The sequence below is a fragment of the Actinosynnema sp. NPDC020468 genome, assembly GCF_040642015.1.
Lineage (GTDB): Bacteria > Actinomycetota > Actinomycetes > Mycobacteriales > Pseudonocardiaceae > Actinosynnema.
In genome coordinates this window covers 59,915-71,580 of sequence record NZ_JBFAEO010000004.1, presented here as the reverse complement: position 1 = coordinate 71,580, position 11,666 = coordinate 59,915, and the positions used below count along the sequence as shown (strand labels likewise).

Genomic DNA, 11,666 nt, shown 5'->3' with positions numbered 1-11,666 from the left:
GTTGGGCGGCGTTCGAACGGGCGGCGTTTGAACCGGCGGAGCCTGGACCGGCGTGCTCTGGACCGCGGGCGGCTGGACCGTCGTGCCGGGGTTGGTGGTGCCGGCCGGGGTGGGCGTGGCGGGCTTGGGTGTGGTCGGCGACTGGACGGCCGGGCTCGGCACCGTCGTGCCGGGGTTCGTGGTGTTGCCCGGGGTGGGCGTGGCGGGCTTGGGCGTGGTCGGCGACTGGACCGTCGGGCTCGGCACCGTCGTGCCGGGGTTCGTCGTGCCGGCCGGCGCGGGCGTCACGGGCTTCGGCGTCGTCGGCGACTGGACGGTCGGCGATTGGACCGTCGGCGACTGGACGGTCGGCGACTGGACGGTCGGCGACTGGACGGTCGGTGACTGGACCGTCGGTGACTGGACCGTCGGTTTGGTGTTCACCGGCGTCGGCTTCGGGGCCGGTGGCGGGGTCGAGGTGGAGGTTGGTGGGGCGGTGGAGATCGTGCCGTTGCCGGTCGGGGGTTTCGTGCCCTCGAAGACGCTCTTGCCCGGGGAGGCCGTGTACTTGCTGGTGCGGTCGGTGCCGGTGTTCGCCGGGTTCGCGCCGCCGGCGGTCGGGGGCGCCGCGGGCGGTGGCGTGGTCGTGGTCGGCGACGGGGTCGTGGGCGACGTCTTCGGCGGGGCCGAGGGCGGTACCGCGGACGTCGGGGTGGTCGTCGTGGGGGACTTCGTCGGCGAGCCCGGCGAGCCCGGCGAGTTCGGTGAGCCCGGCGAGCCGGGGGACGTCGGCGAGCCCGGGGACGTCGGCGTGGTCGACTTCGGCGGCGCGCTCTGCGGTGTGGAGGACGACGTCGGCGGCGTGGTGATCGAGCCGGTGGAGCCCGCGCCGGGCTTGGGGGCGTCGAAGATGCCCTTGCCCCCGCCTCCCGCGTACTTGCTCGTGCGCTCCGACGCCGCCGCGCCGCCGGGTGCGGTGCCGCCGGCCGGGGGCGTGCCGCCGGGGGTCGACGGCGGGACGGTGCTCCGGCCGTCCGGCGCCTTGGTGATCGGGCTCGCGGAGGGTGACGTGGTCGGCGGGACGACCGCCGGGGTCTTGCCGCCGGCGACCGGGTTCGTGGCCGAACCGCCGGGCGCCTTGGCGCCGGGAGCGGGCGTGCCGCCGGGCGTCGAACCGCCCGGGATCCCCGACCCGCCGGGCGTCGACCCGCCGCCCTTGACGGGCGGGGGTGGGGTCACGGTGGACCCTCCGGTGTTCTGGGCCCCGGAGGTGGTTCCGTTGGCGCCCTTGACCGGCGCGGGCGGGGTGACGGTGGACCCGCCGGTGTTCTTCGCGCCGCCGGACGTCGTTCCGTTGGCGCCCTTGACCGGTGCCGGTGGGGTGACGGTGGACCCGCCGGTGTTCTTCGCGCCGCCGGACGTCGTTCCGTTGGCACCCTTCACCGGAGTCGGCGGGGTGACGGTGGACCCGCCGGTGTTGGTCGACGAGCCCGCCGTGGTGCCGTTCGCGCCCTTGACCGTCGGGGGTGGCGTGGCGGTCGACCCGCCGCCGGTGTTCTTCGCGCCGCCGGGCGTGGTGCCGTTGTTGCCCTTGACCGTGGGCGGCGGGGCCGCGGTCGCGCCGCCGGTGTTCTTCGCGCCGCCGGACGTCGTCCCGTTGGCGCCCTTGACCGGCGGCGGCGGGGTGGCCGTCGAGCCGCTGGTGTTCGACGCGCCGGCGGTGGTCCCGTTGCTGCCCTTGGGAGGCGGCGGCGCGGTGTAGTTCTGGCCGCTGGTGTTCGACGCGCCCGCGGTCGTGCCCGACGTGCCCGGCGGGCGCTGGGCGTTCGAGTTCGGGATGATCTTGCCGAACTGGGTGCCCGAGTTGGTGTCGGTGTTCGCGTGCGTCTGGTGCGTCGCCTTGATGCCCTGCTGCACGTTGCCGAACGTCGTCGCCGCCCGGTCCGCCTGCGCCACCGAGTTCTGGTTCGAGTTGTTGACCGCCGGCACCGCGAACAGCCCGATCGGGCCCATGGCGTTCGGCTTCAGCTCGAGGCCCTTCAACCCTCGGGAGATCGAGGTCATCCGCTCCTGGAAAGAACCGGCCTTGGACGCCAACCCCTCCATCGACGAACTGTTCATCGAGAACCCGGTGCCACCGGTCGGGCCGCCCACGCCGGTCAACGGCGGTGGTTTCGACCCGTTGTTGGTGTTGTTGTTCGGGTTCGCGTTGGAGTTCGTGTTGGAGTTGGAGTTGGAGTTGATGTTCTTGGCCATGGCCGGTTCTCCCCCGTGAGTGGCGGACTACACGTGGACGTTGGTGTCCGGCGTGGACTTGGTGGACGTGGTCTGGGGGTTGGAGTACTTCTTCTGGTACTCCTCGTAGCTCTTCTTGGCGTCCTCGCCGGAAGACTTCGCCTGGTTCGCGGCCGTCTCGGCCTTCCTGCCCGCGTCCTCGGCGGCCTTGGAGGCCTTCTCGGCCGCCGCGATGTCGGCCTCGCTGCCGGTTTTGAACGCCTGCGCGTTCGCCTCGGCGGCCTTCGCGTTGGCCTCGGTGAAGTCGACGTTCGCCTGCTCGTACTTGGCGTTGGCGTCCTTGGCCGCGTTGCCCTTCGACGTCAGGTCGCTCTCGGCGGCGGTGCGCGCCGGGTCGACCGGACCCTCGTTCGGGTGCTTGGTCTGGAAGTCCTTGAACGCCTTCTGCGCCGCGTCGTCGTACGGCTTGGTCGCGTCGAGCGCGCCCTTGCTCGCCTTCGACGCGTCCGCGAGGGCCCGCGCCTTCGTCGCCGCGTCGGTCGCCGCGCTCGCCGCCGCCCCGCGTGCCGTGTCCGCCTCGGCCTTGGCCGCGTCGAACTTGGCCTTGGCCGCGTCGTACTTCGCCTGGTCGCCCGACGCCGCGGCCCGGTTCAGCTCGTCGGCCGCCGCGTTCGCCTTCTCGTTGGCCGAGGCCGCCTTGGTGGACGCGTCGTTCAGCTTGTCGTTGGCCGTCTTCAGCTCGTCGGAGGCCTTGGACTCGTTGTCCTTGGCCTGCGTGTACTTGTCGTTGGCCTGCTGCGACTCCTGGTTGGCCTTGTCCACGACGTCCTGGTCGTCGTCCTGCTTCTGGCCGTCGCTGATCGCGTCGCCGACGTCGTCCTGGGCCTTGTAGCCCTCCCACGCGATCTCGCCGACGTCGGCGATGTTCTCGAACCGGTCCCAGCCCTTGCCGATCTTCTCGACGATCTCGTCCAGGTTCTTGATGCGGCTCATGTTCCGGGTCAGCGACCCGACCAGCCGCGCGATCCGGGACGCGATGTTGGTGGCCAGCGCGATGCCCTTGCCCACGGCGTAGCCGATGAAGCCCGCGATGGACGCGCCGAAGGTGAAGACCGCGGCCGCGGCGGCGGCGATCGCGCCGGCCAGCAGCGAGCCGAGGAACTGCGAGATCATGTCGCGCACGATGTCCCGCAGGACCTGCACGAGCATGCCGCAGATCGCGACGATCTTGGCCTTGGTCTCGACGGCGTTGGCGAGGTCGTCCAGCTCCTTGCCCATCGCCTCCATGCTGGCCTGGAACCGCTCGGCGGACATGCCGGTCCAGCCGTCGACCTTGACCAGGCCCTGCTTGTGGTCGTCGGCGAGCACCCGCAGGTCGACGGCCTGCTTCTTGGTCGCCTCGACGTTGGCCTGGATGTCCTCCGGGTCGCCCATCAGCTGGTCGAGCCCCTCCTTGATGAAGGAGATGTGCTCGATCAGCCAGCCGATGCCGGCGCCCAGGATGCTGCCGAACGGGTCCATCGCGAACATCGCGACCGACGACGCGGCGCCGATCGCGTTGAACGTGATGTCCAGCGCGCGCTCGGTCTCCGACTCGGCGTCGCCGCTGATCGAGTCGATCAACCCGTCGAAGGCCTCGATGAACAGCGAGCCCTTGAACTTGTTCTCCTCGGTGATGTTCATCCCGGGAGGCGACGAGATGGGTGTTTCCGCCATGACAAGTGCCTTCCTAGATCACCAGGGCTGGTTTTCGTCGTCGTCCTCGACGGCGTGGCGCGGGCGCGCCGGCGGCCGGGGTGCGACCTGCTGCTGGTACGGAGGACGCTGTGGTGGCGCCGGGCGCTCGGGCTCGGGCTCCGGTTGTCCGAAGTCCTCGTTCTCCGCCGCGACGGGCACCTCCTCGTCCTCGTCGTCGGGGATCGAGTCGAGCACGAACTGCATGGCCTCGGTGCCCGCGCCGATCGGCTCGAACGCCTCCACGACCTTCGCCGCGGCCTGGCGCTGCGCGGTCCGCGCGGTCTGCATGATCACCGCGGTGAGCCGCGCCGGGCCGAGGTCGCACGCCCGGTGGCCGAGCTCGATGTCCTGGAGGCCGCCGTTGGGGCCGACCGTGATCGTGACCGCGCCGTCGGGGCTGGTGACCTTCGCGTGCGCCGCGGCGTAGTTCTCCTGCAACGCGGCCGACTTCTGCGCAAGATCGGCGATGCGACTCTCGTAGTCGTCCAGCCATTGCCGGGGGTCCAAGGCTGCCTCCTGGGGTGGATACCGGTGCAGCCTGGACTCCACCGGAGTCCGCCAACGTGCCCCCAACGTCGCACCAACGGGCTAACGGAGGGCAAAAAAGGGGAGACCAGAACCCCGCCGTAGGCCCTGGTCTCCACTGAGTCATACGGAGAGGTGAGGGTCGGGGTTCACGGTTTGACCCCCAGTGATCGTCGCCACCCGATGAGGTCGACGGATCACCCCGAGTGGCGGCGTGCGGCGATCGCACCAACGATTAGGTCACGGCGGACCGGCGGGCACGCGCCCGGAGTTACCACGGGGTACGGTTCGCCACTCGAGAACTCCCGACACCGCGGTCGGGGGAACAGCTGCTCACCGAGCAGGGAGGGAGACGAGTCGTGCGTCGTCCAATGCGTGGAGTGGCCGTGGCCGCGATCGCGCTGACCAGCGTTCTGTCGATGGCCGCCTGCGCCAAGGACAGCGGTGGCTCCACCGGGTCCGGTTCCACGTCGAGCGCCGCCGGTGGCTGCAAGCTGGCCGACAAGCCGCCCGCGCCCGCCGCCGCGTCGAGCAGCAGTTCCGCGAGTGAGAAGGTCGACGGCAAGGCCCTCAAGGTCGGCCTGGCCTACGACATCGGCGGTCGTGGCGACGCGTCGTTCAACGACTCCGCCGCCGCCGGCCTGGACAAGGCGAAGGCCGACTTCGGGTTCACCGACGTCAAGGAGCTGACCGCGGCCCCGAACGAGGCCGAGGACGCCAAGCAGACCCGTCTCCGCCAGCTGGCGAGCGAGGGCTACAACCCGATCATCGCGGTCGGTTTCGCCTACGCCGAGTCGCTCAAGACCGTCGCGCCCGAGTTCGCGAACACGAAGTTCGCGCTCGTGGACGGCACGGTCGAGGGCGCGGCCAACGTCACGCCGCTGCTGTTCGCCGAGGAGCAGGGCTCGTTCCTGGCGGGCGTCATCGCCGCCTACCAGTCCAAGGCGTGCCACGTCGGCTTCATCGGCGGCGTCAAGATCCCGCTGATCCAGAAGTTCGACGCGGGCTACGAGCAGGGCGCCAAGGCCGCCGCACCGGACATCAAGATCGAGAAGAAGTACCTGACCCCGGCCGGCGACTTCACCGGTTTCCAGGACCCGACCAAGGGCCAGGAGGCCGCGAAGGGCCAGATCGAGGCCGGCGCCGACGTGCTCTACCACGCGGCCGGCGCGTCCGGCAAGGGCGTCTTCTCCGCCGCGAAGGCCGCGAACGTCAAGGCCATCGGCGTCGACTCCGACCAGTACAACCAGGCGACCGTCGCCGACTCGAAGGACGTCATCGTGTCCTCGATGCTCAAGCGCGTCGACGTCGCGGTGTACGACTTCGTCCGGGCCGCCGCCAAGAACGACCTGGCGAGCCTGCCCAAGGTGTTCGACCTCAAGGTCGACGGCGTGGGCTACGCGACCTCGGGCGGCAAGATCGACGACAACCTGAAGGCCGTCCTCGAGGGCTACAAGGCCCAGATCATCTCGGGCGCCATCAAGGTCTCGGACCAGCCCAGCAGCTGATCCGACCGGCAACGCACTCGGCCTCGCGGACGACCTCCGCGGGGCCTTGTGCGTGGAGAACCAGGTTTGCGGACCGGACGGAGCCTCCCCAGCCATGAGCGAACCAGCCATGAGCACCCAGGTCACGAGCACCACCCCGGCGGTTGTCCTGTCGGGCATCACCAAGCGCTTCCCCGGCGTCGTCGCCAACAGCGACGTGCACCTGAGCGTCGCGACCGGCGAGGTCCACGCGCTGTGCGGTGAGAACGGCGCCGGCAAGTCGACGCTGATGAAGATCCTCTACGGGATGCAGCAACCCGACGAGGGCACGATCGAGGTCGCGGGCGAGCAGGTCCGCTTCCGCACGCCGGCCGACGCGATCAAGGCCGGCATCGGCATGGTGCACCAGCACTTCATGCTCGCCGACAACCTCACCGTCCAGGAGAACGTGGTCCTGGGCGCGGAGGCGTTGCACGGCATCGGCGGTAAGGCGCGGCGGCGGATCCAGGAGTTGGCGAAGGCCACCGGGTTGACCGTCGACCCCGGCGTGCTGGTCGAGCGGCTCGGTGTCGCCGACCGGCAGCGGGTGGAGATCCTCAAGGTGCTCTACCGGGGCGCCCGGGTGATCATCCTCGACGAGCCGACCGCGGTGCTCGTGCCGCAGGAGGTGGACGAGCTGTTCACCACGCTGCGCGGCATGCAGGCCCAGGGCTTCACCTTCCTGTTCATCTCGCACAAGCTGGACGAGGTGCGGGCGATCGCCGACTCCGTGACGGTCATCCGGCGCGGCACCACGGTCGGCACCGCCGACCCCAAGGCGGTGTCCTCGCGGCAGCTGGCGGAGATGATGGTCGGCTCCGAGCTGCCCAGCCCGGAAACCCGCGAGTCCACCGTGACCGAGCGGGTCGTGCTCGACGTGCGCGGGCTGGGCCTGGTCGCGGACGACCGGCCGGTGCTCGACGGGATCGACCTGGTGGTGCGGTCCGGCGAGGTCGTCGGCATCGCGGGCGTCGAGGGCAACGGGCAGACCGAGCTGGTCGAGACGATCATGGGCATCCGGCGGGCGCACCGCGGCACCGTCGTGCTGGGCGAGCGGGACATCTCGCGGCTCGGCACGCTGGCCAGGCGCGAGGCGGGCATCGGGTACGTGCCCGAGGACCGGCACCGGCAGGGGCTGCTGCTCGAACAACCGTTGTGGGCCAACCGGATCCTCGGCTACCAGACCCGCCGGCCGGTGTCCCGCGGACCGTGGTTGGACCTGGTCGGCGCGAAGAAGGACACCGAGCGGATCGTGGCCGAGTTCGACGTCCGCACGCCGGGGATCGACGTGGCGGCGGCGGCGCTGTCCGGCGGCAACCAGCAGAAGCTCGTGGTGGGGCGGGAGTTGTCCGGCGACCCGGTGCTGCTGATCGCCTCGCACCCGACCCGCGGCGTCGACGTCGGCGCGCAGGCGCTGATCTGGGACGAGATCAAGCGGGCCCGGGCCAGGGGGCTCGCGGTGCTGCTGATCTCCGCCGACCTGGACGAGCTGATCGGGTTGTCCGACACGATCAAGGTGATGCTGCGCGGCCGGCTCGTCGCCGACGCGGATCCGGCCACGGTCACCCCGGAGGACCTGGGCAGCGCGATGACCGGTGCGGGGGCCACCAGTGCCGCCGTGGTGGAAGTGGAAGGCGACTGATGGGAATCCTGCGCGGCAAGCTGCTGCCGCCCGTCCTGGCGATCCTGTTCTCCGCGCTGCTGTGCGGTGTCGCGCTGGTGGTGTCCGGCGCGAACCCGCTGCGGGCGTTCGGGGTCATGGTGTCGCAGGTCGGCGAGGGCACGACCGCCGTCGACATCGTGAACAGCACGGGCACCTACTACATCGCGGCGCTGGCGGTGGCGATCGGGTTCCAGATGAACCTGTTCAACATCGGCGTCGAGGGCCAGTACCGGGTGGCGGCCGTGGTGGCGGCGGTCGTCGGCGGGTCGATCGCCCTCCCGCCCGGCGTGCACACGCTGGTGGTGATCCTGGTGGCGGCGGTGGTCGGCGCGCTGTGGGCGGCGATCCCGGCGGTGCTCAAGGTGACCCGCGGCGTCAACGAGGTCATCTCCACGATCATGATGAACGGGCTGGCGCTGGGGTTGGCGGCGTACCTGATCCGGTCGGACGTGTTCGGCGAGTTGCGCGGCAACAACATCCGCACGCCCGAGATCCCGGCTTCGGGCTGGATGCCCGGTATCCCGCTCGGCTCCTCGGGGACGGTGTTCGGGTTCGTCTTCGTCGCGGCGCTGCTCGGGATCGGCTACTGGGTGATGATGAACCGGACCCGGTTCGGGTTCGAGCTGCGGGCCTCCGGCGAGTCCTCGACGGCGGCGACCGCGGGTGGCGTCAGCGCGAAGAAGATGGTGCTGATCGCGATGCTGCTCTCCGGCGGGATCGCCGGGTTGGTGTCGATGCCCGAGATCCTCGGTCGCGACCACACCTACAGCCTGAACTTCCCGGCCGGCATCGGGTTCTCCGGCATCGCGATCGCCCTGCTCGGGCGCAACCACCCCGGTGGGATCGCGTTCGGCGCGCTGCTGTGGGCGTTCCTGGACAAGTCGGCGCTGGCGCTGGACAACGTCGGGGTGCCGCGCGAGATCGTGACGATCATGCAGGGCGCGATCGTGCTGTCGGTCGTGGTCGCCTACGAGGTGGTGCGCCGGTTCGAACTGGCCGCGCAGCAGCGCCAGGTCGGCAAGGAGCTCGGAACGGTGGGTGCGGCATGAGCACGTCGTTGATGAACCCCTCCGAGGCGCCGTCGACGGTGCCGCCGCCCCGACGCGCGCGCCGGTTCCCCGGCTGGCTGGTCGGGGTGCTGGGCGTGGCGGGCGCGGTGGTGCTGATCTCCACCACGTCGTACCTGACGGACGTGCCGCAGCTGACCTCGACCGGGACCGTGCAGACGGCCGTACGACTGGCGTTGCCGATCCTGCTCGCCGGTCTGGGCGGGTTGTGGGCGGAACGGGCCGGTGTGGTCAACATCGGGCTCGAGGGCATGATGATCATGGGCACCTGGGGTGCCGCGTGGGCCGGGTACCAGTGGGGGCCGTGGGCCGCCCTGGTGTCGGCGGCGGTGTTCGGGGCGCTCGGCGGGCTGTTGCACGCGATCGCGACGGTGACGTTCGGGGTCAACCACATCGTGTCCGGTGTGGCGATCAACCTGCTCGGCGCGGGACTCGCGAAGTACCTGTCCACGTTGATCTTCTTCCCGTTGTCGCACAACCCGCGCGAATCGCCCGCGGTGCCGAAGTTCGACACCTACTCGACGCCGTTGCTGTCGGATTGGCTGGGGGACCTGGAGTCCCAGCAGCGGGTCGGGTTGTCCGACGTCGCGGGGATCCTGCGCGGGCTGGTGACCGGGGTGTCGCCGTTGACGATGGTGGCCGTGTTGCTGGTGATCGGCACCTACCTGGTGCTGTGGCGGACCCGGTTCGGGTTGCGGTTGCGGTCCTGCGGCGAGAACCCGGTCGCGGCGGAGTCGTTGGGCGTCAACGTGTACCGGTACAAGTACCTGGCCGTGCTGGCCTCCGGTGCGTTGGCGGGCATCGGCGGCGCGGCGCTCGTGCTGAACCCGGGGCAGCCCGGGTACCTGGAGGGGCAGACCAACGGGCGCGGGTTCATCGGGCTCGCGGCGATGATCTTCGGGAACTGGCGGCCCGGCGGGTTGCTCGGTGGCGCGGCGTTGTTCGGGTACGCGGACGGGTTGCAGTTGAGGTCGGGCGGGAAGACGTTCCTGGCCCTGGTCTACGGTGCCGTGCTGCTGCTCGGGGCGATCGTGGTGTGGCAGCTCGTGCGGCGGCGGTGGTTCGCGGCGGCGGGCGGCATCGTGGCGGCCGTCGTGTTGTACGCGGTGTACTACAGCGTGGACGAGGTGCCGTCGGAGTTGACCACGTACGCGCCGCACCTGGTGACGTTGGTGGTGCTGGCCGCGGCGTCGCAGCGGTTGCGGATGCCGGCGGCGGACGGGTTGGTGTACCGCCGTGGCTGAGGTCGACTGGGAGTCGTTGCGGGAGCGGGCTGTCGCGGCGGCCGCGCTGGCCTACTGCCCGTACTCCGGGTTGCAGGTCGGGTCCGCCGCGTTGTGCGACGACGGGCGGATCGTCGTCGGGTGCAACGTGGAGAACGCGTCCTACGGGCTCGGGTTGTGCGCCGAGTGCGCGATGGCCGGCCAGTTGCGGTTGACCGGCGGCGGGCGGTTCGTCGCGGTGGCCTGCCGCAGCGGTGCCGGCGAGTTGTTGATGCCGTGCGGGCGGTGTCGGCAGGTGCTCTACGAGCTCGGTGGGGCCGAGTGCCTGGTGGACACGCCGTCCGGGGTGTTGCCGATGTCCGCTGTGCTGCCTGACGCCTTCGGGCCGGAGGACCTGCCATGAGCCACACCGCTGTCGACGTGATCCGGGCCAAGCGGGACCGGGGCGTGCTGTCCGACGACCAGATCGACTGGGTGGTCGACGCCTACACGCGCGGGGTCGTCGCCGAGGAGCAGATGTCGGCGTTGGCCATGGCGATCTTCCTGAACGGGATGACGTCGGCCGAGACCGCCCGGTGGACCCGCGCCATGGTGCGCTCCGGGACGGTGCTGTCGCTGGACGTGGACCGGCCCACCGTGGACAAGCACTCGACCGGCGGTGTCGGCGACAAGATCACGTTGCCGCTGGCACCGCTGGTGGCCGCTTGCGGGGCGGCCGTGCCGCAGTTGTCCGGGCGGGGGCTCGGCCACACCGGGGGGACCCTGGACAAGCTGGAGTCCGTTCCCGGGTGGCGGGCGCAGCTGTCGGTGGACGAGATCCAGGCGCAGCTGCGGTCGGTGGGCGCGGTGATCTGCGCGGCGACCGAGGGGTTGGCGCCGGCCGATCGGAAGTTGTACGCGCTGCGGGACGTGACTTCCACGGTGGAGTCGATTCCGTTGATCGCCTCTTCGATCATGTCCAAGAAGATCGCCGAGGGCGCGCAGTCGTTGGTGCTGGACGTCAAGGTCGGGTCCGGGGCGTTCATGAAGGACCTGCCCTCGGCCACCGCCCTGGCCGAGGCGCTGGTGGCCATCGGCTCGGCTTCCGGGGTGGCCGTCTCGGCGCTGTTGACGGACATGTCCACGCCGTTGGGGTTCGCGGTGGGCAACGCGGTGGAGGTCGCCGAGTCGGTCGAGGTGCTGCGGGGTGGTGGGCCCGCGGACGTCGTCGCGCTGACGGTGGCGTTGGCCGAGGAGATGGTGGCGTCGGCCGGGATCTCGGCCGATCCCGCGCGGGTGTTGGCCTCCGGGGAGGCCTACGAGACCTGGGCCCGGATGATCCGGGCCCAGGGCGGTGACCCCGAGGCGCCGCTGCCCGCACCCACCCACCGCCACCTGATCACCGCTCCGGAGTCGGGCGTGCTGGCTTCCCTGGACGCGTACGCCGTCGGTGTCGCCGCGTGGCGCCTGGGAGCGGGCCGAGCCCGCAAGGAGGACCCGGTCCAGGCCGCCGCCGGGATCGTGTTGCACGCCAAGCCCGGCACCTACGTCTCGGCCGGCGACCCGCTGATGGAACTGCACACGGACACCCCGGACGCGATCCCGTCGGCGTTGACCGCGCTGACGTCCGCCTACGAGTTCGGCCCCCCGCCGCCCGGGTCCCCGCTGATCCTGGGGAAGATCCCGCCGGCCGGCTGACTCGTGGACGTCTGCCGCGGCTGCGCGGGCGCGG

At 71.0% G+C, this 11,666-nt stretch carries 10 protein-coding genes; 8 read left to right on the top strand and 2 right to left on the bottom strand.

Features of this window, described 5'->3' with window-relative positions; all coding sequences use genetic code 11:
* Positions 1 to 52 precede the first annotated feature (52 nt).
* Complete coding sequence (locus AB0G50_RS05205; RefSeq protein ID WP_360102462.1) at positions 53 to 1,741, top strand: hypothetical protein; 1,689 nt, start codon at positions 53 to 55, stop codon at positions 1,739 to 1,741.
* 12 nt (positions 1,742 to 1,753) lie between these two features.
* Entirely contained in the window at positions 1,754 to 2,254 is a 501-nt protein-coding gene (locus AB0G50_RS05200; RefSeq protein ID WP_360102460.1) for a hypothetical protein, read from the top strand.
* Between the two features lie 8 nt (positions 2,255 to 2,262).
* Here AB0G50_RS05200 and AB0G50_RS05195 read toward each other — a convergent pair whose 3' ends face one another.
* Both AB0G50_RS05195 and AB0G50_RS05190 read right to left on the bottom strand, forming a co-directional pair.
* Positions 2,263 to 3,897: a hypothetical protein gene (locus AB0G50_RS05195; protein ID WP_360102458.1), complete on the bottom strand. Its 1,635-nt coding sequence runs from the start codon at positions 3,895 to 3,897 to the stop codon at positions 2,263 to 2,265.
* A 51-nt stretch (positions 3,898 to 3,948) separates the two neighbouring features.
* The gene (locus AB0G50_RS05190; protein ID WP_360102456.1) at positions 3,949 to 4,458 is read right to left on the bottom strand and encodes a YbaB/EbfC family nucleoid-associated protein; all 510 of its coding nucleotides are present in this window, start codon (positions 4,456 to 4,458) and stop codon (positions 3,949 to 3,951) included.
* Between the two features lie 389 nt (positions 4,459 to 4,847).
* Between AB0G50_RS05190 and AB0G50_RS05185 the strand changes: the two genes are divergently transcribed.
* The 6 genes from AB0G50_RS05185 to AB0G50_RS05160 all read left to right on the top strand — a co-directional run bounded on the left by AB0G50_RS05185 (position 4,848) and on the right by AB0G50_RS05160 (position 11,632).
* Positions 4,848 to 5,984 carry a BMP family ABC transporter substrate-binding protein gene (locus AB0G50_RS05185; RefSeq protein WP_360102454.1) on the top strand — a complete coding sequence of 379 codons (1,137 nt, stop codon included), beginning with the start codon at positions 4,848 to 4,850 and terminating at the stop codon, positions 5,982 to 5,984.
* Positions 5,985 to 6,078: 94 nt separating this feature from the next.
* Positions 6,079 to 7,644 (top strand): ABC transporter ATP-binding protein, encoded by a 1,566-nt coding sequence (locus AB0G50_RS05180; protein WP_360102452.1) that lies wholly within the window; start codon positions 6,079 to 6,081, stop codon positions 7,642 to 7,644.
* The gene (locus AB0G50_RS05175; protein ID WP_360102450.1) at positions 7,644 to 8,714 is read left to right on the top strand and encodes an ABC transporter permease; all 1,071 of its coding nucleotides are present in this window, start codon (positions 7,644 to 7,646) and stop codon (positions 8,712 to 8,714) included. Before AB0G50_RS05180 ends, AB0G50_RS05175 begins: the two co-directional genes overlap by 1 nt.
* Positions 8,711 to 9,976, top strand: coding sequence for an ABC transporter permease (locus AB0G50_RS05170; RefSeq protein ID WP_360102448.1), 1,266 nt, complete (start codon positions 8,711 to 8,713; stop codon positions 9,974 to 9,976). Before AB0G50_RS05175 ends, AB0G50_RS05170 begins: the two co-directional genes overlap by 4 nt.
* Positions 9,969 to 10,358 (top strand): cytidine deaminase, encoded by a 390-nt coding sequence (locus tag AB0G50_RS05165; protein WP_360102446.1) that lies wholly within the window; start codon positions 9,969 to 9,971, stop codon positions 10,356 to 10,358. The genes AB0G50_RS05170 and AB0G50_RS05165 overlap by 8 nt, the downstream gene beginning before the upstream one ends.
* Positions 10,355 to 11,632 (top strand): thymidine phosphorylase, encoded by a 1,278-nt coding sequence (locus AB0G50_RS05160; protein WP_360102444.1) that lies wholly within the window; start codon positions 10,355 to 10,357, stop codon positions 11,630 to 11,632. The genes AB0G50_RS05165 and AB0G50_RS05160 overlap by 4 nt, the downstream gene beginning before the upstream one ends.
* Positions 11,633 to 11,666 lie beyond the last annotated feature (34 nt).

What these genes read in the sequence shown, in the direction of transcription:
- AB0G50_RS05180 (WP_360102452.1), top strand. Translation starts at nt 6,079, where the DNA reads ATGAGCGAACCAGCCATGAGCACCCAGGTCACGAGCACCACCCCGGCG.
- AB0G50_RS05170 (WP_360102448.1), top strand. Translation starts at nt 8,711, where the DNA reads ATGAGCACGTCGTTGATGAACCCCTCCGAGGCGCCGTCGACGGTGCCG.
- AB0G50_RS05175 (WP_360102450.1), top strand. Translation starts at nt 7,644, where the DNA reads ATGGGAATCCTGCGCGGCAAGCTGCTGCCGCCCGTCCTGGCGATCCTG.
- AB0G50_RS05195 (WP_360102458.1), bottom strand. Translation starts at nt 3,897, where the DNA reads ATGAACATCACCGAGGAGAACAAGTTCAAGGGCTCGCTGTTCATCGAG.
- AB0G50_RS05185 (WP_360102454.1), top strand. Translation starts at nt 4,848, where the DNA reads ATGCGTGGAGTGGCCGTGGCCGCGATCGCGCTGACCAGCGTTCTGTCG.
- AB0G50_RS05160 (WP_360102444.1), top strand. Translation starts at nt 10,355, where the DNA reads ATGAGCCACACCGCTGTCGACGTGATCCGGGCCAAGCGGGACCGGGGC.